This window comes from Bacillus sp. MMSF_3353 (assembly GCF_030733445.1).
In the GTDB taxonomy this organism is placed as follows: domain Bacteria; phylum Bacillota; class Bacilli; order Bacillales; family Bacillaceae_G; genus Bacillus_A; species Bacillus_A wiedmannii.
In genome coordinates, this window is the sequence record NZ_JASHJA010000008.1 from 65,157 (window position 1) to 84,544 (window position 19,388).

At 34.6% G+C, this 19,388-nt stretch carries 21 protein-coding genes and 1 pseudogene; 17 read left to right on the forward strand and 5 right to left on the reverse strand.

Annotated elements, in window-relative coordinates:
- Nucleotides 1-34: 34 nt before the first annotated feature.
- On the reverse strand, nucleotides 35-880 hold the full coding sequence (locus tag RBB48_RS18200; protein ID WP_218824977.1) for an oxidoreductase: 846 nt from the start codon (nucleotides 878-880) through the stop codon (nucleotides 35-37).
- A 187-nt stretch (nucleotides 881-1,067) separates the two neighbouring features.
- Between RBB48_RS18200 and RBB48_RS18205 the strand changes: the two genes are divergently transcribed.
- The 5 genes from RBB48_RS18205 to lpdA all read left to right on the forward strand — a co-directional run bounded on the left by RBB48_RS18205 (nucleotide 1,068) and on the right by lpdA (nucleotide 6,386).
- The gene (locus RBB48_RS18205) at nucleotides 1,068-1,547 is read left to right on the forward strand and encodes a DinB family protein (protein WP_060486729.1); all 480 of its coding nucleotides are present in this window, start codon (nucleotides 1,068-1,070) and stop codon (nucleotides 1,545-1,547) included.
- 169 nt (nucleotides 1,548-1,716) lie between these two features.
- Entirely contained in the window at nucleotides 1,717-2,715 is a 999-nt protein-coding gene (acoA, locus tag RBB48_RS18210; protein ID WP_088063675.1) for an acetoin:2,6-dichlorophenolindophenol oxidoreductase subunit alpha, read from the forward strand.
- Between the two features lie 17 nt (nucleotides 2,716-2,732).
- Entirely contained in the window at nucleotides 2,733-3,767 is a 1,035-nt protein-coding gene (gene acoB / locus RBB48_RS18215; RefSeq protein WP_088608819.1) for an acetoin:2,6-dichlorophenolindophenol oxidoreductase subunit beta, read from the forward strand.
- 27 nt (nucleotides 3,768-3,794) lie between these two features.
- Nucleotides 3,795-4,991, forward strand: coding sequence for a dihydrolipoamide acetyltransferase family protein (locus tag RBB48_RS18220; protein WP_306007952.1), 1,197 nt, complete (start codon nucleotides 3,795-3,797; stop codon nucleotides 4,989-4,991).
- Between the two features lie 15 nt (nucleotides 4,992-5,006).
- Nucleotides 5,007-6,386: a dihydrolipoyl dehydrogenase gene (gene lpdA / locus RBB48_RS18225; protein WP_306007953.1), complete on the forward strand. Its 1,380-nt coding sequence runs from the start codon at nucleotides 5,007-5,009 to the stop codon at nucleotides 6,384-6,386.
- Nucleotides 6,387-6,468: 82 nt separating this feature from the next.
- Here lpdA and RBB48_RS18230 read toward each other — a convergent pair whose 3' ends face one another.
- Entirely contained in the window at nucleotides 6,469-7,065 is a 597-nt protein-coding gene (locus RBB48_RS18230; protein ID WP_088063671.1) for a hypothetical protein, read from the reverse strand.
- A gap of 220 nt (nucleotides 7,066-7,285) precedes the next feature.
- Between RBB48_RS18230 and RBB48_RS18235 the strand changes: the two are divergent.
- Nucleotides 7,286-7,907, forward strand: a pseudogene (locus RBB48_RS18235) (DUF4085 family protein).
- Between the two features lie 49 nt (nucleotides 7,908-7,956).
- Here RBB48_RS18235 and RBB48_RS18240 read toward each other — a convergent pair.
- Nucleotides 7,957-8,448 carry a hypothetical protein gene (locus RBB48_RS18240; RefSeq protein ID WP_073515277.1) on the reverse strand — a complete coding sequence of 164 codons (492 nt, stop codon included), beginning with the start codon at nucleotides 8,446-8,448 and terminating at the stop codon, nucleotides 7,957-7,959.
- A 250-nt stretch (nucleotides 8,449-8,698) separates the two neighbouring features.
- On the opposite strand from RBB48_RS18240, the gene RBB48_RS18245 reads away from it, so the two are divergent.
- From RBB48_RS18245 to RBB48_RS18270, 6 genes are all read left to right on the forward strand, one after another.
- A complete protein-coding gene (locus tag RBB48_RS18245; protein WP_088608816.1) occupies nucleotides 8,699-9,469 on the forward strand; it encodes a DeoR/GlpR family DNA-binding transcription regulator in 771 nt (256 codons plus the stop codon).
- Nucleotides 9,470-9,481: 12 nt separating this feature from the next.
- Nucleotides 9,482-10,033: a GNAT family N-acetyltransferase gene (locus RBB48_RS18250; RefSeq protein ID WP_306007954.1), complete on the forward strand. Its 552-nt coding sequence runs from the start codon at nucleotides 9,482-9,484 to the stop codon at nucleotides 10,031-10,033.
- A 4-nt stretch (nucleotides 10,034-10,037) separates the two neighbouring features.
- Nucleotides 10,038-10,376 (forward strand): NIPSNAP family protein, encoded by a 339-nt coding sequence (locus tag RBB48_RS18255; RefSeq protein WP_088608815.1) that lies wholly within the window; start codon nucleotides 10,038-10,040, stop codon nucleotides 10,374-10,376.
- A 314-nt stretch (nucleotides 10,377-10,690) separates the two neighbouring features.
- On the forward strand, nucleotides 10,691-12,541 hold the full coding sequence (locus RBB48_RS18260; RefSeq protein ID WP_106383331.1) for a sigma-54-dependent Fis family transcriptional regulator: 1,851 nt from the start codon (nucleotides 10,691-10,693) through the stop codon (nucleotides 12,539-12,541).
- Nucleotides 12,542-12,653: 112 nt separating this feature from the next.
- Entirely contained in the window at nucleotides 12,654-12,899 is a 246-nt protein-coding gene (locus RBB48_RS18265) for a DUF3977 family protein (protein ID WP_088608813.1), read from the forward strand.
- A gap of 21 nt (nucleotides 12,900-12,920) precedes the next feature.
- Entirely contained in the window at nucleotides 12,921-13,160 is a 240-nt protein-coding gene (locus RBB48_RS18270; protein ID WP_073515272.1) for a DUF3953 domain-containing protein, read from the forward strand.
- Between the two features lie 271 nt (nucleotides 13,161-13,431).
- Here the strand turns inward: RBB48_RS18270 and RBB48_RS18275 are convergent, their stop codons facing one another.
- Complete coding sequence (locus tag RBB48_RS18275) at nucleotides 13,432-14,043, reverse strand: TetR/AcrR family transcriptional regulator (protein ID WP_088608812.1); 612 nt, start codon at nucleotides 14,041-14,043, stop codon at nucleotides 13,432-13,434.
- A gap of 159 nt (nucleotides 14,044-14,202) precedes the next feature.
- Between RBB48_RS18275 and kynU the strand changes: the two genes are divergently transcribed.
- The 4 genes from kynU to RBB48_RS18295 all read left to right on the forward strand — a co-directional run bounded on the left by kynU (nucleotide 14,203) and on the right by RBB48_RS18295 (nucleotide 18,028).
- Complete coding sequence (gene kynU / locus RBB48_RS18280; RefSeq protein ID WP_088608811.1) at nucleotides 14,203-15,489, forward strand: kynureninase; 1,287 nt, start codon at nucleotides 14,203-14,205, stop codon at nucleotides 15,487-15,489.
- Between the two features lie 2 nt (nucleotides 15,490-15,491).
- Nucleotides 15,492-16,121 (forward strand): arylformamidase, encoded by a 630-nt coding sequence (gene kynB / locus RBB48_RS18285; protein WP_088608810.1) that lies wholly within the window; start codon nucleotides 15,492-15,494, stop codon nucleotides 16,119-16,121.
- A 32-nt stretch (nucleotides 16,122-16,153) separates the two neighbouring features.
- Nucleotides 16,154-16,993 carry a tryptophan 2,3-dioxygenase gene (gene kynA, locus RBB48_RS18290; RefSeq protein ID WP_087983895.1) on the forward strand — a complete coding sequence of 280 codons (840 nt, stop codon included), beginning with the start codon at nucleotides 16,154-16,156 and terminating at the stop codon, nucleotides 16,991-16,993.
- Between the two features lie 117 nt (nucleotides 16,994-17,110).
- Nucleotides 17,111-18,028, forward strand: a complete 918-nt coding sequence (locus RBB48_RS18295) for a serine hydrolase domain-containing protein (RefSeq protein ID WP_088063661.1) — start codon at nucleotides 17,111-17,113, stop codon at nucleotides 18,026-18,028.
- Nucleotides 18,029-18,125: 97 nt separating this feature from the next.
- Here RBB48_RS18295 and RBB48_RS18300 read toward each other — a convergent pair whose 3' ends face one another.
- A complete protein-coding gene (locus RBB48_RS18300) occupies nucleotides 18,126-18,458 on the reverse strand; it encodes a DUF3889 domain-containing protein (protein ID WP_048547304.1) in 333 nt (110 codons plus the stop codon).
- 144 nt (nucleotides 18,459-18,602) lie between these two features.
- On the opposite strand from RBB48_RS18300, the gene sleB reads away from it, so the two are divergent.
- Nucleotides 18,603-19,382: a spore cortex-lytic enzyme gene (gene sleB / locus RBB48_RS18305; protein ID WP_048547302.1), complete on the forward strand. Its 780-nt coding sequence runs from the start codon at nucleotides 18,603-18,605 to the stop codon at nucleotides 19,380-19,382.
- Nucleotides 19,383-19,388: the final 6 nt, after the last annotated feature.

A 19,388-nucleotide genomic window follows, 5' to 3' on the forward strand; every position in this document is an offset into this window, starting at 1 on the left:
GCACCTCTTTCAAAATGTTTATCAAAAAAGTTAACTACATTTTCTTAAAGGTTCTCAATACAAGGTATTCCCACAATCTCCAAGGAAGAATCCTCTTCGCAAAGATCATAAATTTTACACCTTTTCCAATTGGATATCGTAAATTCGTACGCTTAGATTCAGCAATTTCTACAATTTTATTAGAAACATCTATCGGATTACCAAATGTATCGCTGCCGCTATTAATATGTTTTTGTATTTTATCCATATATTCTTTGTAAGGAGAAGTAGTTTCAGATTGGTTTGTAGCTAGTTGTTTACCCACTTCCCATATATTCGTGTTATAAGAACCTGGTTCCACTAATATAACATCTATTCCGAACGGTTTTACTTCTAAATGAAGTGATTCACTCCAGCCTTCTAACGCATATTTTGAAGAAACGTAAGGAGATAGACCAGGGAATCCAACTTGACCACTAATGCTGCTTATATTTATGATTTTTCCACTTTTTTGTTCTCTCATATAAGGTAATACAAGTTGAGTAATTGATATAGCTCCAAAAAGGTTCGTTTCAAATTGTTTACGGTATTCCTCTACTGGAATTTCTTCTACAAAGCCCCCATGTGCATATCCTGCATTATTAATGAGAAGATCTACTCTATTTATTTCTTTTATATATAATTGAAAGTTATGTATAGAGTTTTGATCGGTTACATCTAATTGTTGAACTGTTATGTTTTGTTGTAAGTTCAGTTTAGTAGCTTGAGATATTAAATCTTCTTGTTTATTAAGGTTTCGCATTGTAGCTATGACTAAATAGTCTTTTTTCGCAAGCTCAAGTGTTGTTAAAAGACCGAAACCACTTGAAGCCCCGGTTATAACTGCGATTTTTTTATCCATTTTCCGCCAGCTTTCTTTTTCTTTTATCATAACGAGTTATGATAAGAAAATCTATTATTCTTACATTCGTTTTGAGAGCAATACCCGTTAATTCTATATTCTATGAGATTTTTAAAAAAGGGAATTATAAAGACTCAGCGTATATAGAGAAGTGAGTATGAATATGTTAATGAAATGAGGGGAAAAAATGGCCCATGTGAAAGATGTTTTAGCAGATCAATTATTAGCGAATGCAAACGATCCTAGTTGGTATATTCCATTTTCAGATGCAGTGAAAGATCTACCTGAGAGAGAAGCTTTCTGGAAACCGAATGAAGAGAGTAATAGTATAGCTGAAATTGTACAACATTTACTGTATTGGAATTCAACGTGGCAAACTAGGTACAAAGAATCGAATGTGGATGCCGTGCCCGCTATTGGTGATAATAACAAAAGTTTTATGCTTTCAAATAATCAAACCTTCGATGAGTTAAGAGAAAAACTACTAGAGAAACTGTTACAATGGCAAAAGCTTATAAATGAAGAGAAGGTTGAAAGTGATGTAGTTGGATTTCCTGTTTCTGCAAAGTGGTGGGAAATATTAGCAAATGTAACAACTCATAACGCTTATCATATTGGTCAAATTATTTACATCCGGAAGTTACAGAAGAGTTTTGATAATGAATAAGATAATCATTCTAACATTAAGTGAACAAAAGTGGACAAAACGAGACATATGTCTCATTTTGTCCACTTTTTTATTTCTAAAGGAAAGAGAAAACCGATGAAATCAATGATTAGAATTTGGCACAGTACTTGCAATATAAAAGATGAACAAGAAAATAGGAGGGCTGGACATGTTAAAAACAACTGAAAGTAAAGGGAATGAAATTACGAAAGAACAAGCTCGTTGGATGTATGAAAAAATGTTAGAGATTCGTAAGTTTGAAGATAAGGTGCATGAATTATTCGCCCAAGGCGTTCTGCCAGGTTTCGTTCATTTATACGCAGGTGAAGAAGCGGTAGCAGTTGGTGTATGTGCCCACTTAACGGATCGTGACAGTATTACAAGTACGCATAGAGGACATGGACATTGTATCGCAAAAGGCTGTGATTTAAACGGGATGATGGCTGAACTTTTTGGGAAAGTGACAGGGTTATGTAAAGGTAAAGGCGGTTCCATGCATATTGCCGATTTAAATAAAGGAATGCTTGGTGCAAATGGGATTGTAGGCGGAGGTTTTCCACTTGCTTGCGGCTCAGCATTAACAGCTAAATATAAAGGAACGAAAGATGTGAGTGTTTGCTTCTTCGGTGACGGAGCAAATAATGAAGGGACATTTCACGAAGGGGTTAACTTAGCAGCGATTTGGAAGTTACCAGTTATTTTTATCGCCGAAAATAACGGTTACGGTGAAGCAACAACATTTGAATATGCGTCAAGTTGTGATTCCATTGCAGATCGAGCAAAAGCTTACAATATTCCAGGTGTTCAAGTGGATGGAAAAGATTTACTTGCAGTATATAAAGCCGCGGAAGAAGCAGTAGAACGTGCGCGTAATGGTGGTGGTCCAACAATAATTGAATGTATGACATATCGCAATTACGGTCATTTCGAAGGTGAAGCACAAACGTATAAAACTTCAGAAGAAAAAGAAGAACATTTAAATGAAAAAGATGCGATTGTGAATTTCCGTAAGCATTTAATTCATAAAGCGCTATTAACTGAATCTGAACTTGTCGATATGGAAAAGGCAGTAGATGAAGCAGTGCAAAGATCAATTGAATTTAGTGAAAATAGTCCATATCCAGAGGATGAAGAATTATTAAAAGATGTATACGTTTCTTACAAATAAGAGGAGGGTGAAAAATAATGACTAGAACAGTAAGTATGTCAACTGCAATTAATGAAGCGATGAAAATATCAATGCGTCGTGATGAAAATGTAATTTTAATCGGAGAAGATGTTGCAGGCGGTGCACAAGTTGATCACTTGCAAGACGATGAAGCATGGGGCGGTGTGCTTGGTGTTACGAAAGGCCTTGTACAAGAATTTGGTCGAAATCGTATTTTAGATACACCTATTTCAGAAGCGGGTTATATGGGAGCGGCAATGGCAGCTGCTGCAACAGGATTACGTCCGATTGCTGAATTAATGTTTAATGATTTTATCGGTAGTTGTCTTGATCAAGTATTAAACCAAGGCGCAAAGTTCCGCTACATGTTCGGTGGTAAAGCAAAAGTGCCAGTTACAGTACGTACGATGCATGGTGCTGGTTTTAGCGCAGCGGCACAGCATTCACAAAGTTTATATGCGTTATTTACGAGCATTCCAGGTATAAAAGTTGTCGTTCCTTCTACTCCGTATGACGCAAAAGGTTTATTATTAGCAGCAATTGAAGATGACGATCCAGTTATCTTCTTTGAAGATAAAACACTTTACAATATGAAAGGCGAAGTACCAGAAGAATACTATACAATTCCATTAGGGAAAGCAGATATTAAACGTGAAGGTTCTGATGTAACAATCGTCGCAATTGGAAAACAAGTTCATACAGCACTTGCAGCTGCTGAGCAATTATCGAAAAAGGGACTTGAAGTAGAAGTAATTGATCCACGTTCTTTATCACCATTGGATGAAAATACGATTTTAGCATCTGTTGAAAAAACGAATCGCCTAATTGTTATTGACGAAGCAAATCCAAGATGTAGTATCGCAACGGATATTGCAGCAATTGTAGCGGATAAAGGATTCGATTTGTTAGATGCACCTATTAAACGAATTACAGCACCACATACACCAGTTCCGTTCTCTCCACCACTTGAAAAGTTATACTTACCAACGCCGGAAAAAGTAATTGAAACCGTATCAGAAATGATCGGAGACCAATCTTTATTACATGTGTAATGAAACGATGAGAAGGGAGAGAGAAACATGGCTGTTGAAGTTGTAATGCCAAAGTTAGGTATGGCGATGAAAGAAGGTATTATTACGAGCTGGAATATTAAAGCAGGTGATAATGTAGAAAAAGGTGAACTAATTGCTAGCATTAACTCGGAAAAAATCGAAACTGAAATAGAAGCACCAGCGGATGGAACTGTCCTTGATATAGCTGTAAGTGAAGATGAGGGAGTGCCGCCGGGTACTGTAATTTGCTATATCGGTAAGCCGAACGAAAAAGTAGAAGTCTATGAAAATACAAATGTTGTAGAAGAAAAAACACCTAATGCAGAACCTAAAAATATACAACATACAGAACCATATGCGAAAGAAGTAGCGAAGCAAAGAATCAAAATATCTCCGGTTGCGAAAAAGATTGCAAAAACTGAAAATCTTGATATTAGATCATTAATTGGTACAGGACCTGGAGGAAGAATAACAAAGGTAGATGTTTTAAAGGCACTTGAGGAAAGAGTTGCAATTCCAGAAGTACTTGAACAAGAAGAAAGTAAAGTCATTCCTGTGACTGGTATGAGGAAAGCAATCGCAAACCGTATGCATGCAAGCCTACAAAATAGTGCGCAATTAACATTAACGATGAAAGTAGATGTGACAGATTTAGTAGCTTTACATAAAGACATAGCGGAAGTTGTACAAAAACGATACGATAAACTAACCATTACGGATTTCGTTTCTCGCGCTGTTGTATTAGCACTTGCGGAGCATAAAGAAATGAACAGCGCTTATATAGATGATGCAATTCATCAATTTGAACATGTTCATTTAGGCATGGCAGTCGCGTTAGAAAAAGGATTAGTCGTTCCGTCTATTCGCTTTGCTAATAATTTATCTTTAGTAGAGTTATCTAAAGAAATTAAAATTGTGGCACAAAAAGCAAGAGAAGGTAATTTAAGTAGTGACGATATGCAAGGGACAACCTTTACAATTAGTAATTTAGGTAGCTTTGGGATTGAATATTTCACACCAGTATTAAATACACCTGAAACTGGTATTTTAGGTGTTGGTGCAATTGAACATGTTCCTGTATATAAAGGAAAAAAATTAAGAAAAGGAAGTATGTTACCTTTAAGTTTAACATTCGATCATCGTGTATTAGACGGCGCACCAGCAGCTGCATTTTTACGCACAATTAAACGTTATTTAGAAGAACCTGTAACAATTCTTTTATAAAGAGAAGGTGAGAGAATGAGTAAATTAGTCGTTATTGGAGGCGGACCTGCTGGCTATGTAGCGGCAATTACCGCGGCTCAAAATGGGAAAGATGTCACTCTTATTGATGAAGCTGATCTTGGCGGGACTTGTTTAAATGTTGGTTGCATGCCTACAAAATCATTGTTAGAAAGTGCGGAAGTGCATGACATTGTGAGAAAAGCGAATAATTACGGAGTTACGCTTAACAAAGGAAGTATATCAATTGATTGGAAGCAAATACAGGCGAGGAAATCACAGATCGTAACGCAGCTTGTCCAAGGAATTCAATATTTAATGAAGAAAAATAAAATAAAAGTTATACAAGGTAAAGCGAAATTTGAAACGGATCACCGTGTACGAGTTACACACGGTGATAAAGTAGATGTAGTAGATGGAGACCAGTTCATTATAGCAACAGGTTCAGAACCGACTGAATTACCTTTTGCTCCATTTGATGGGAAGTGGATTTTAAATAGTAGCCATGCAATGTCCCTAGAAAATATACCGAAATCATTATTAATCGTTGGCGGTGGTGTAATAGGTTGCGAGTTTGCAAGTATTTATAGTCGTCTTGGAACAAAAGTTACGATTGTTGAAATGGCACCGCAATTATTACATGGTGAAGATGAAGATATCGCACATATTTTAAGAGATAAACTAGAAAATGATGGCGTAGAAATATTTACAGGAGCTGCTTTAAAAGGATTAAATAATTATAAGAAGCAAGCTTCATTTGAATATGAAGGAAGTATCCAAGAAGCCAATCCGGAATATGTTCTCGTTTCTGTCGGCCGAAAACCACGTGTACAAAAATTAGATTTAGAAAAAGCAGGTGTTCAATTTTCAAATAAAGGAATTTCTGTGAATGAACATATGCAAACAAATGTATCACATATTTACGCAGCAGGTGATGTGATTGGTGGAATACAACTTGCTCACGTTGCTTTCCATGAAGGAACGACAGCAGCGTTACATATGAGTGGAGAAGATGTGAAAGTTAACTATCATGCAGTACCTCGATGTATATACACATCCCCAGAAATCGCAAGTGTTGGTTTAAACGAAAAAGATGCAAGAGAACAATACGGTGATATTCTTATAGGAGAATTTCCTTTTACAGCGAACGGAAAGGCGCTTATTATTGGAGAACAAACGGGTAAAGTAAAAGTTATCGTGGAACCTAAATATCAAGAAATTGTTGGGATTTCTATTATCGGTCCTCGTGCAACCGAACTAATCGGACAAGGAACTGTAATGATTCATACAGAAGTTACCGTTGATATTATGAGAGATTATATTGCAGCGCATCCAACTTTATCTGAAGCGATTCATGAAGCGTTATTACAAGCTGTAGGGCATGCTGTACATGCTTAAATAGAAAATTAATAAACCACTATTCTCTAAATGAATAAGAGAATAGTGGTTTGAATTTTTACAGGGAAAATTGAATATCTTATTATTTTTTTACGTCAATCGCTGAAGTAATATCGTTCCAATCAGCAGCTAAATTAGCAGTTTTACCGTACCAATCAGCATGTTTGAATACAACACCTTTTCCATAGCCTTGTGTTGAAGTATGCTCCCAAAGTGTCGTTGAATAACTTGCTGAAGGCGATGCTGTACTTACAGAAGAAATTCTGTCATTCCAGCTAGAAGGTAAGTTTTTAAAACCGCTGCTCCAGTAAATATATTGGCCACCTTTATCTTTATGTTCATAAAAATCAGTACTACCAGCACCGCTACCTAAAGGATTAATTTTATTTTTAAGTACTTTTTTATCCTTTTCAATATAAGCATCTAATGTTTCGCGGCTAGTAAAACCGTAAGCTAACCAATCTCCATTTTCATTTTGCTCTGGTAATACCATAGTAATTTGGATATCTTTCTTGTCCTGATCACTTAATTTTGTAAGTGAATTAACATCCTGTTCATCCACTTTTAAATAATCAAAAGACTTAATTGTGTTAGCTTTTTCTTCAGCACTTGCTACTCCAAGTCCTCCAGTGAATGCAAATCCCGCTACTAGTGTACCTGCTACTAATTTCTTCAACATATAACCATCCCTTTTTGTTTAGATTTTGTACAGGTGAAACTTTGTACTAGTAAAATGTATTCTAATTATAAACTATTGTAAATATTCTGAAGTTTTAGAAATAAAAGGCGGAATATTTATAGTTTTGCATTTTTTCTTTAGAAAAAATAGTTATTGGAATGATATAATAAATAGATGTATTGCTTTTGTGGGATGTTAAAATGTTTTAGGGGTGGTGCGATTGAAGAATTTCACTGGAGATTGGTATAAAGAAATGCAAATTATAGAATTTGTAAGTTTTATAGAGTCTATAAAAGAATGGTCAGAAATGGATATACAAAGTTTAATAGAGGAAATAAAGGAAAACAGATTTATTAAAATTCCTTCCTGAATCCATACACCCATTTATTCATAACACCATAATTAATTCAGAATATCCTTCTAGTGAATTGAAAAAACTTATGAAAGAATGGATAGAGGATTGTGAGAAAAGAAGGGCTCATTTAGATCGATTCTACTTAGAGCAATTCCATTCGATTAAGAAAAAACTCCCAACAAATGTTATTCAGTTACATGATTACTCACTACATGACAGTGTAGTCAAATCAGTAGAGAGAATATCAAAAGATACGCTAATTATTATATTAGATTGCAGTGGTACTTGCAGTGAATTTGATAAACTGGAAGTAACTTTTACAGGCGTAACGAAATGTTCTATTCCGGAAGATTTTGAAGGTGCTTGGTGGTTATGTCATGAAATAGATCTTACTAATGAAGGGTTCGAATTGGGTGTATTATTTGATGGCCCATTTGAAGAAGTGACAATTTGTGCAAAAGACGTATTGCTTGAGATAGGTAACTAGTAAACTTTATAACTTTACAAACAAAAAAACAGTCTTATAAGACTGTTTTTTATTTAGATGCTAAATTATCAAGCTTCCAATAAGTATCTGTTAACGGCGCAGCTTTGCTATCTATGTATAAATACATGGTATTTAAATCTTTTGGAGAAGCTTTCATATTAAATACAATGTCGGTAGTTAAAGAAAACTCAGAAGGAACCTTTTTAGCATTTTCATTTTGTATAACTTCACCTTCGTATTTTTCACCCGTTTTTTCATCTTTTATGAAATATTTTATTTCTGAAAGATCTATCGTTTGTCCGTCAGTACGAGCATTATTTATAGTAACTCGAGCTGTGAGACGCCACTCTTTGTCTATTTTTTCGAATTTAGCATTTTCAACAGTTGCTCTATAGTATTCATTTTTATATATTTCCCCATAGTGCATTGCATCCTTTTCAAGAGCGCTCTTTTCTTGTTTCGGTGCAGTATTCCCATTACATCCTGCCATTAGTCCTGTAAATAATAATGCTGTACAAGTTACTTTAATTATAGATTTCATAATAATTCCTTTCTGTGTTAAAAAGTAAAACATAGGAATAATTTTACATCAATAGGAAGTTAAATGGAAGTATGTTTGTGGAATATACAAATATACATTTATTTCGTTCTGAAGTTAACGGAATAGAAAGAGGGGAAAAGCTGAATAAAACGGAGTGAATAAGAATTGAAAATATTGTAAAACGGAAGAGACATGCATATAATTAAAATAAGGATGAGGTTTCAGAATCTTCAATAAGGGCGGTGGGTATATGTTTACTGAAGAGCGTAGAGAGAAAATTTTGGAGTTACTTAAGAAAGATGGAAGGGTAATTGCTAAAGATCTTGCGGAAAGTTTCGATATGTCTATTGATTCGATAAGAAGAGATTTATCTATTATGGAGAAGGATGGCTTGTTAAAAAGAACGCACGGAGGTGCAATCGAACTGACGCGAGTGAGAAACTTAGCTGCCGAACCAACGAAACGTTATCGTGATATTTCAATAGAGGAAGATGCGATTGCGAAAGTTGCTGTATCCTACATACAAGAAGGTGATTCCGTTTTTATTGGCGGGGCTTCTATTCATTATGCCATGTTAAAATACTTACCTGAAATGTCATTTACAGTGATTACGAATGCTTTAGAAATTGCTAGTACCTTACGGGAATATAAGAACATTGATACATACTTAATTGGTGGAAAGGTGAAACCATCAGGGAATATGACAGATACACTTGCCTCTGAAATGATAAGTAGATTATCTATTGATCTTTATTTCTCTACAGGTGGTGGCATTTCATTGAACGGTATAAGTACTGCAACTCCGGAAGTTGCTTATTTTGGAAAAAGAGTAAGTAAAATTGCTAGAAGAAATATTTGTTTAGCTCCTCATAAGAAACTTGGAAGAGACTGCTTTATAAAAGGAGAGTCACTGATAGAAATTGACCTTATAATAACAGATGAAGAAGCTAGTAAAGAAACGATTCAACAATTTGAGAAACAGGGTAAAGAAATTATAATCGCATCAATAGATTGCATTTAAAAGGAGTTTGTAATGATTATAAAAGGACAAGAGTTTCATATAAATGGATTAACTTATACAATTCGTTCTGCATCTGAAACGGATGCTGAGCAGTTATCAGAAATTAGAGTTCAGATCGATGGCGAAACTGAAAATATGGATAGAGAAGCTGGAGAGGGATTTATAAATAAGATAGGGTTTCAAAAAATAATAAAAACAGATAGTGAAGAGATAAAGAATCTGTTTTTAGTTGCAGAAGTGCACAACCAAATCGTAGGATTTTCAAGATGTGAAGGATCAAATTTGAAGAGATTATCCCATAAGGTAGAATTTGGTGTTTGTATTTTAAGAGAGTTTTGGGGATATAGAATCGGTAAGAGTCTCTTGCAACAATCTATTCAGTGGGCTGATGAAAATGAAGTGAAAAAGATATCATTACAAGTGCTAGAGACAAATGAAAAAGCTATTCAACTTTATAAAAAATTAGGTTTTGAAGTAGAAGGTATTTTGAAAAATGAAAAAAAGCTGTCGGATGGGAAGTATTATAATACGGTTGTAATGGGAAGATTCATAAAAGAGGTGTAGTGGGATGTTTTACAGAAGAAAGTACTATATAGTAAAAAAAGAATTTTCAGAAATATTTAATGAGCATTTTACTAACACAAACTTACCTAACCAGTTAAAGCATGGTTCCAGGCTAATAGGACGCTGGATGAAAGATAATAATGATGGTACAACAGAAATATTCGCCATATGGGAATATGACAGTTATGAACAGTATAAAGACATTGAATCAAAAATTAGAAGTGACGAGATGCATGTTAAAAGAATACAGGATTGGTATGAAAAACATGGCGGAAGAGAATATGTTTTACAAAAGTACATATTAGAGTTAAAAAATGAAGAGTTAATATGTACTGTAAAGTGATAGAGGAGTGAGGGATAGTGGGAATTAAAACAAAATTATATTTTAGTTTAGCATCCACTACTTTATTTGCAATAGCGTTGATAGTTTTCTTTATAAACAGCAATCCACAAAAGTGGTTTTGGTTATGTATTTTCTTTGCGTCTATTATACAAAATATAGTTTTACTAAAAAAGAATAAAGAAGCGCATTAAGATATTCAAATTATTAACATATTTGTGTCGTCTTTCTAGTTTTATTGAAAACGCTTTTATTCAGTTTTATAATAAAAGTATGTTTTTACAGATCTCCAAAATAATGAATAGGGAGATGATACAATGTTAGCTTCACCGTTTTACTTACATACATGGAAAAAGTTTATTGATGAAGGAGTCCTTGATTCGAACCGTATGAACGAAAGAATTTCAGAGTCATGGCATCGATGTAAACAAGCAAATGTGAATCCTCATATGAATAAAGGTCAGAAAATTTTGTCTTCTAATATTTTTCAAGATCAAAAGAAAAAGAGTGAAATCTTCCTTGATATAGCAATACCTCAATTACAAAATATGAGGAAAACCATTGATGAACTGCAAATGATGGCATTATTAATTGATCCAGACGGTTACGTTCTATCGTTAAGCGGAAATCAACAAACGTTAAAACGAGCAAAACATATTAACTTCATTGAGGGTGTGAAATGGACGGAAGCAGCTGTTGGTACAAATGCGATAGGAACCGCGTTACAGATTGAAGAGGCTATTATGATAAGTGGTACAGAGCATTATTCTGTCGCATCTCATAGCTGGAGTTGTGCGGCCGCTCCGATTCATAACGATGATGGGAAATTAATTGGTGTTCTAGATTTCTCCTGTCCAATTGAATTTTCACATCCGTATATGCTAGGGATTGTAACTTCAATTGCACATGCGATTGAACGTGAATGTAGTATTCGAGTGCATCAAAATGAACTACATTTAATCCATCGTTTTTTAGATGTAATTGACAGTGATGAACAAGTTGTCATTTGTAATCATCGTGATGTTATCGTTTCCGCAAGCAAAAAGGTTCGAGAACGTGTTTCTAATTGGTCACGAATGAAACTTGAAGATTTAATGCAACATGGATTGAAGCCTAAATTAGAAGTACCAGTATATAGTAATGATAGAATGATCGGGAAATGTATTTATGTACAGGAAAATAAACAAGGAAATTTATTTTCAGCTTCCCCATTTATAAACGGAATTACTTTCCCAGGAGTTATAGGGACAAGCAATGCATTTCAACATACTTTAGAAGAAATTAAGCTTGTATCTCCAACTGACGCTAGTGTATATGTTTGTGGTGAAACAGGTGTAGGGAAAGAATATGTAGCGAGAGCGATTCATGAAAATAGTCCAAGAAAAAATGGCCCTTTTATAGCTGTTAATTGTGGTTCGTTGCCGAAAGAATTAATGGAAAGTGAATTATTCGGTTATGCTGAAGGTGCGTTTACAGGTGCGCGGCGCCAAGGATATAAAGGGAAATTCGAACAAGCAGACGGTGGAACAATATTTTTAGATGAAATTGGTGAAGTGCCGCCGGAGATGCAAGTAGCATTATTGCGTGTTTTACAAGAACGAACAGTAACCCCGATTGGCAGTTCAAAAGAAGTACCAGTAAATATTCGTATTATTACAGCGACACATAAAGATTTACTGCGATTAGTAGAAGAAGGGAAATTCCGTCAAGATTTATATTATCGGTTACATGTTTATCCGCTATATGTTCCATCGTTAATAGAAAGAAAAGAGGATATTCCGTACTTCATACAAGATTTTTGTGAACGAAAGAATTGGAATGTTGTATTCCCAAAGAGTATTTGTAATCAATTTTCACAGCATAAATGGCCCGGAAATATTCGGGAATTATTAAATGTATTAGAACGGATTTACATTTTGTCGCAAGGTCGCGAAATATGCGAAAAACAAATCTCTTTTTTATTACAAACAATGATGGGAAATCAACATCAACTTGCATTGCAAACAGAAAATAAAACAGAACATACATTAAATTTTCGTGAAAAAATACAGCGTGATAGTATGATTGAAGCGCTAGAAAAGACGAATGGAAATGTTTCTTTAGCTGCAAAACTGTTAGATGTACCTCGCAGTACATTTTATAAACGAATGCAAAAATATAAGTTATAAAGTAGATTTTTGTAATCTACTTTTTCTTTATGGGCTCATGTTCTGTCGGAATGTGCGCTTACCGGGGAAATAATAGAATAGTTAAAAATTAATTTCCGAAAGGTGGACTTATGTGAAGTATATTGAAATTGGTATTGGAAATAGGTGGTTCGTTCGAACAGAAATAGAAAATAAAGATGGAACTGAATTTGAGGAAAGAGGAATTATAAAACCTATTTACTTTGAGTCTTTATATGTACGGATTTGGTTTCGGAAAACGTGTTTTATTTTTGATACGAAAGAAGGGTTTAAGAAAGTAAGAAAAAGTAGAGATGAGTATAAGTTTATTGTTGGGATTGTAAGTAGGTTAACACAATAGAATCAAATAGGGGGTGTTTTTATAATTAGAATTACCACATTTATACTCGCTATTATTGTAATGGGCTATTCTATTTACAGTTGGAATGATGATTCGAAGCAAAGTATGCTTATTTTGCAATTATTGTTAGGTTTTATGCTTGCTGGAATGGGGATACAAAATGTTAAGAAGGATGAAAAAGAGAATAAGAATATGGGACTGTTGCTTTTACTTACATCGCTAATTTGTATTATTGTATCGGTAATAAAATATTTAAAATAACCTGGTACTTAATTTGTTGAGTAACAGGTTATTTTTTTGAAGTTTGCTCATTAAAAATTTTAATAGCTGTTTGGTAAATCTCTTTATCAATACAAAATCTTTCTGTTATCCAATAGGCAAGTTCAGAAGAGGCAAGGCTATGTTCGCTTTTCTTACCTTGGAAATATTGCTAAGACATTCCCGTTATTTAAAAAAACACTTTTAGCATCACCATAACCAGATAAAATATTTTTATAGACCATACAATAGCACACCTATATAAATGAGTGTGCTATTTATATAGCCCAGTCGTATACATTTCCGTCAATGTATGCACAATTTCTCCTAACTCTAATTCTTTATCATTTTTCACAATTGCCCAAAGAAACATCTCATTCATCGCGAACCAAGCACGTGCTACAATTTCTTTATTTAATTCAGGCTGTGCTAATCCACCTTCTTGAGAGTATGTAATATCCTGCGTAATACTGTTTATAAAGCGTTCCCGTATCTCGTCCCATTTTTGACGTATCTCTTTTGATAATCCAATTGCTTCCTGCACAACTTGTAATATAGCTCGTTCTTTTTCTGCTAGTTGTAGGAATGCTCTAACTTGATTTTGAATCATTTTATGTGCTTCTTCTTTCGTTTGAGGGGAAAAGGAGCGCTCAGCGATATCATAAAATTGATTCATGACATCTTCCATTAAAACGATAAGGAGATCATCTTTGTTTTTAAAGTATACATATGCCGTTCCATAACCAGTTTCTGCATGTTTAATAATTTGTGTAATAGTCGTTTTTTGAAATCCGTTATGTATAAAAATAGTGTAACCAGCGTGTAATAGTTTCTTCTTTGTTTCTAAGGAGCGGTGTTTTCTTGATGAAAGAGTATTGTTTTTCAAAGAACCACCTCTTTATACTGAAATATCTGAAAATATAACTGTATTGTAAAAGGAATTCATATATAAAGTCAACTGACATAATATCATTGACGTTATATCAACTAAGGTGATATATTTCAATTAGTTAGAATAAAAAGAAAATTAAAAGAAGGTGACACCATGTATAAAGAACCATTTCAACCGAATTATGAATATGCGCTTGAATGTGATAAACATGATGAACTGAAAGATTTTCAAACTGAATTCTATAAAAAAGAAGGAACGATATATTTAGATGGAAACTCATTAGGGCTACTTTCAAAAAGAGCAGAGAAATCATTACTTACGTTGCTCGATTCATGGAAGGAGTATGGAATTGACGGCTGGACTGAAGGAGAGCATCCGTGGTTTTTCCTTTCGGAGAAATTAGGTGAATTGACTGCGCCTCTTATTGGAGCTTTACCGGAAGAAACAATTGTAACCGGTTCCACAACGACGAATATTCACCAAGTAATTGCGACGTTTTATGAGCCGAAAGGAATACGTACAAAAATTCTTGCTGATGAATTAACATTTCCGTCAGATATATATGCACTTCAAAGTCAAATTCGTTTAAAGGGTCTAGATCCAGATGAGCATTTAGTACGAGTGAAGAGCCGAGACGGTAGAACACTTTCTGAAGATGATATTATTCAAGCAATGACAGATGATATCGCGTTAATTTTATTGCCTTCTGTACTATATAGAAGTGGACAAATTCTTGATATGAAACGTTTAACAGCGGAAGCTCATGAGCGTGGTATTCATATTGGATTTGATTTATGTCATTCAATCGGTTCTATTCCGCATCATTTCAAAGAATGGGATGTTGATTTCGCCATTTGGTGTAATTATAAATATTTAAATGCAGGACCTGGTGCAGTTGCGGGCCTTTATGTAAATAAAAAGCATTTTAATAGACTTCCAGGATTATCAGGTTGGTTTAGTTCTAGAAAAGATAAGCAGTTTGATATGGAACATACATTAACAGCTGCTGATCATGCAGGTGCTTATCAAATTGGTACACCGCACTTATTAAGTACTGCACCTTTAATTGGTTCTCTTGAAATATTTAAAGATGCTGGTATAGAACGTTTACGTGAAAAATCGCTACATATTACAAGATACATGCTGGATTTAATTGATTATGAATTAAAAGATTACGGATTTACAATTGGAAATCCATTAGAGGATGAAAAACGAGGCGGGCACATTTATTTAGAACATGCAGAAGCAGCACGCATATGTAAAGCGTTAAAAGCAAATGGAGTTATCCCTGATTTCCGTGCACCTAATGGAGTAAGACTTGCGCCGGTCGCTTTATATAACACATACGAAGAAGTGTGGAAATCTGTACAAATATTAAAGAAAATTATGAAAGATGAAGCGTATAAGCAGTTTGAAAATAAGCGGGAGGTTGTGGCATAAGTATGAAAGCTTCAGAGTGGATTGATATTTCACAACCGCTAAATAATGATATTGCTACTTGGCCAGGTGATACACCGTTCTCGTATGAAGTTTCATGGTCAAAAGAAGAGAGTGGCTCAGTAAATGTCGGAAAGTTAACGATGAGTATTCATACAGGTACTCATATTGACGCACCGTTTCATTTTGATAATGATGGAAAGAAAGTAATAGATTTAGATGTTCAAGTTTATGTCGGTCCAGCGCGGATCATTGATGTTTCTAATCTTGAAAGCATTGGGAAAAAGGAATTAGAAACCTTTCATTTAGAAGGTATAGAACGCTTGTTGTTACGCACATCTTCACATGGTAAAGCGAATGAATTCCCGAATGTAATTCCGCATTTACGTGCTGATATCGCACCATTTCTTTCTGAAAAGGGAATTCGTTTAATTGGGGTAGATGTACCATCAGTAGATCCATTAGACGATAAAGAATTGGCAGCGCATCACCAATTGTTTAAACATGGTATACACATTTTGGAAAATGTCGTACTAGATCATGTAGCAGACGGCGATTATGAATTAATCGCATTACCACTTGCCTTAACAGATGCAGATGGAAGTCCAGTTCGAGCAGTTATTAGACCAATATAAGTAGAATTATATAAAAGGGGCGTTTGGCTAATATGAAAGAAAACGAAAAGGTAATTATGGAAAAAGGAATTCATACGGACTTTAAAGAGAATATGACGTACGGGGAGTATTTACAATTAGATAGTTTACTATCTTCTCAAAAGAGATTATCAGATCATCATGATGAAATGTTATTCATCGTGATTCACCAAGCAAGTGAACTTTGGATGAAGCTTATTTTACATGAGTTAAACGCAGCGATTGAATCTATTAAACAAGATAAATTACAACCAGCTTTTAAAATGTTAGCACGTGTATCAAAAATTCAGTCGCAAATTATTCAATCTTGGGATATTCTTGCGACATTAACACCATCAGAGTACATTGAGTTTCGTGACTCACTCGGTCAAGCTTCAGGTTTTCAATCGTATCAATATCGTATGATTGAGTATGCGCTTGGCTATAAAACGCCGCACGCATTAAAAATTTATGAAAAAGATCCAGAATTACACGCTCGACTTCATACAGCGCTACACGCACCAAGTTTGTATGATGTGGCAATTCAAGCACTTGTAAAAGAAGGATTCCCTATTCATAAAGATGTGTTAAATCGTGATATTACGCAGCCTTATGAAGAAGACGCAACAGTAGAAGCAGCATGGATAGAAGTGTATGCCGATGTGAAAAAATATTGGAACTTATATCAGCTTGCTGAAAAATTAATTGATATCGAAGATTGGCTACAACAATGGCGTTTCCGTCATATGAAAACGGTAGAACGTATTATTGGTCATAAAATGGGAACAGGCGGATCTTCTGGTGTATCGTATTTAAAACGAGTACTTGATCAATGTTTCTTCCCAGAGCTTTGGAATGTTCGTACGAAATTATAAAAAACAAACCTGTCAGTTTATTACTGGCAGGTTTGTTTTTTATTTGAACACATTTATGTTTTAATTAAAGCTACAAGATATAATAAATAAGGTAATGATTTAATTGGAGGTAAAGTTTTGGATTTCAAGCAACTAGAAAATAAATTTGAAAAGAAAAAAGTAAATACATTTCTCGTTTATCAAAAAGGTGAGCTAACCAATGAATATTATAAAACGATAGAATGTGCAAGTAATTTATATAAAATAAACTCGATTACAAAAAGCATTGTATCTATATTAATTGGTATTGCAATTGATAAAGGATATATAAATGATATACATACACCGATTATAGAGTGGATTGAAAATGTATCTAATGAAAAGCGGGATTTGACTCTTTATCATTTATTAACGATGACTACAGGTGAGGATTGGAAAGAGTTCGGAAATGGAGTAGTGTTCCCAAATGATTTTGTAGAATCGGAAAACTGGGTGCAGTATATATTAGAAAAACCAATAATGGAAGAACCAGCTACAAAAATGAATTATAACTCAGGGTCTTCTCACTTGCTTAGCTATATTGTTCAAGAAGTTACCGGAATGTCGACAGAGCAGTTTGCGAAAAGATATTTATTTGATCCATTAGAAATTACCGAATATGAGTGGCAACAAGATCCGCAAGGCATACATGTCGGCGGTTTCGGTATGAAAATGAAATCTAAAGATTTATTAAAGCTCGGAATATTATGTTTGCAGAATGGATATTGGCAAGGGAATGAAATTGTATCATCGAAATGGTTAGAAGAATCTAGTAAAGCTCTATTTGAAACGTATGAACATGTGGGGGCTTATGGATATCACTGGTGGGTTTTGAATAACGAAAGATTTCACATACCGTATTGTATGTATTTTGCTATGGGATATGGCGGACAATACATCGTTATCATTCCACAGTTAGAACTTGTTGCTGTAATAAGTAGTCATATGCCAAAACGTGGACTTGTTCCATTGAAATTGTTTATTGAGCATGTACAGGAGCATTATAAGTTTATATAAGAAGAGAGAATGTTTGAAAGGTGTAAATTTAGGAATGGATTATAGAAATGAAAGAACCCGCACTGTTTAAAATATAAACAGTACGGGTTCTTTCATTTTATCTACTCGTCTTCTGAAATGTCATCTTTATAAATTTATCTGTCTTCGTTTCAAATTCTACATCAACAAAAACACCATATTCTTTTCCATCTTCACGTAGCCACAATTTAAATTTTTCAACCGTTATTTGAACGGTTTTCGGTTTTCTACCTATATGAAGGTAATCAATAATCTCCGCTTTTGGGTATTGTTCTTTCGTCTTTTCTACAGCAAGTTTCCCCCATTTGGCATACGGAGGCTGCGCATGAACAATTGATGGGACAGTATATATATTTGAACATGTAGTTATGAACAAAATGACGAGTGCGATACGCTTTAACAATTTTTTCATGATGAACTCCTTTTATATTTTTTTATATTGTTTACATATTTTTTCAACGATATGAGTTTGGATTTTTTTGTCTTCTTTACATAAAAGCGAGGCTTTTACAAAACATAACCAAGAAATCATTTCCGTAATTAAGGAGGGAAAATCATGCGTCAAAAAGCTATTTTTAAAATAGCAATTTTACTTGCATTCATAGGACTATCTTTGATGGTAAGTAGTATACAACTAAAAAATGTTGAAGCTTTTTCTAATCAAGTCATTCAAAGAGGAGCATCTGGCGAAGATGTCATTGAACTGCAATCTCGTTTGAAATATAACGGATTTTATACGGGAAAAGTGGATGGTGTTTTCGGATGGGGTACATACTGGGCACTTCGAAATTTTCAAGAGAAATTCGGATTACCTGTTGATGGTTTAGCTGGAGCTAAAACGAAGCAAATGCTAGTAAAAGCAACGAAGTATGACAAGTCAACAGCTAATAAAGGAACGACAACGAATAAAGGAAATAGTGGTGGTACTGCACAAGAAAATAAACCATCTCAAAATAAAGGGACAAATGTTCCAAATGGTTATTCTCAAAATGACATTCAGCTTATGGCAAACGCAGTATATGGAGAATCTCGTGGTGAACCGTACTTAGGGCAAGTTGCAGTAGCTGCGGTTATTTTGAATCGAGTTACAAGTGCATCATTCCCAAATACCGTTTCGGGTGTAATCTTTGAGCCAAGAGCATTTACAGCGGTAGCAGACGGACAAATATATTTAACGCCAAATGAAACAGCGAAAAAAGCTGTATTAGATGCAGTTAATGGATGGGATCCAACAGGAAATGCATTGTACTATTTCAATCCAGATACCGCAACAAGTAAATGGATTTGGACTCGTCCACAAATTAAAAAGATCGGGAAACATATTTTCTGTAAATAGAGCGGA

What these genes read in the sequence shown, in the direction of transcription:
- RBB48_RS18230 (WP_088063671.1), bottom strand. Translation starts at nt 7,065, where the DNA reads ATGTTGAAGAAATTAGTAGCAGGTACACTAGTAGCGGGATTTGCATTC.
- sleB (WP_048547302.1), top strand. Translation starts at nt 18,603, where the DNA reads ATGCGTCAAAAAGCTATTTTTAAAATAGCAATTTTACTTGCATTCATA.
- RBB48_RS18250 (WP_306007954.1), top strand. Translation starts at nt 9,482, where the DNA reads ATGATTATAAAAGGACAAGAGTTTCATATAAATGGATTAACTTATACA.
- RBB48_RS18240 (WP_073515277.1), bottom strand. Translation starts at nt 8,448, where the DNA reads ATGAAATCTATAATTAAAGTAACTTGTACAGCATTATTATTTACAGGA.
- kynB (WP_088608810.1), top strand. Translation starts at nt 15,492, where the DNA reads ATGAAAGCTTCAGAGTGGATTGATATTTCACAACCGCTAAATAATGAT.
- RBB48_RS18205 (WP_060486729.1), top strand. Translation starts at nt 1,068, where the DNA reads ATGGCCCATGTGAAAGATGTTTTAGCAGATCAATTATTAGCGAATGCA.
- RBB48_RS18255 (WP_088608815.1), top strand. Translation starts at nt 10,038, where the DNA reads ATGTTTTACAGAAGAAAGTACTATATAGTAAAAAAAGAATTTTCAGAA.
- RBB48_RS18220 (WP_306007952.1), top strand. Translation starts at nt 3,795, where the DNA reads ATGGCTGTTGAAGTTGTAATGCCAAAGTTAGGTATGGCGATGAAAGAA.
- acoB (WP_088608819.1), top strand. Translation starts at nt 2,733, where the DNA reads ATGACTAGAACAGTAAGTATGTCAACTGCAATTAATGAAGCGATGAAA.
- lpdA (WP_306007953.1), top strand. Translation starts at nt 5,007, where the DNA reads ATGAGTAAATTAGTCGTTATTGGAGGCGGACCTGCTGGCTATGTAGCG.
- RBB48_RS18200 (WP_218824977.1), bottom strand. Translation starts at nt 880, where the DNA reads ATGGATAAAAAAATCGCAGTTATAACCGGGGCTTCAAGTGGTTTCGGT.
- kynU (WP_088608811.1), top strand. Translation starts at nt 14,203, where the DNA reads ATGTATAAAGAACCATTTCAACCGAATTATGAATATGCGCTTGAATGT.
- kynA (WP_087983895.1), top strand. Translation starts at nt 16,154, where the DNA reads ATGAAAGAAAACGAAAAGGTAATTATGGAAAAAGGAATTCATACGGAC.
- RBB48_RS18245 (WP_088608816.1), top strand. Translation starts at nt 8,699, where the DNA reads ATGTTTACTGAAGAGCGTAGAGAGAAAATTTTGGAGTTACTTAAGAAA.
- acoA (WP_088063675.1), top strand. Translation starts at nt 1,717, where the DNA reads ATGTTAAAAACAACTGAAAGTAAAGGGAATGAAATTACGAAAGAACAA.
- RBB48_RS18260 (WP_106383331.1), top strand. Translation starts at nt 10,691, where the DNA reads ATGTTAGCTTCACCGTTTTACTTACATACATGGAAAAAGTTTATTGAT.
- RBB48_RS18300 (WP_048547304.1), bottom strand. Translation starts at nt 18,458, where the DNA reads ATGAAAAAATTGTTAAAGCGTATCGCACTCGTCATTTTGTTCATAACT.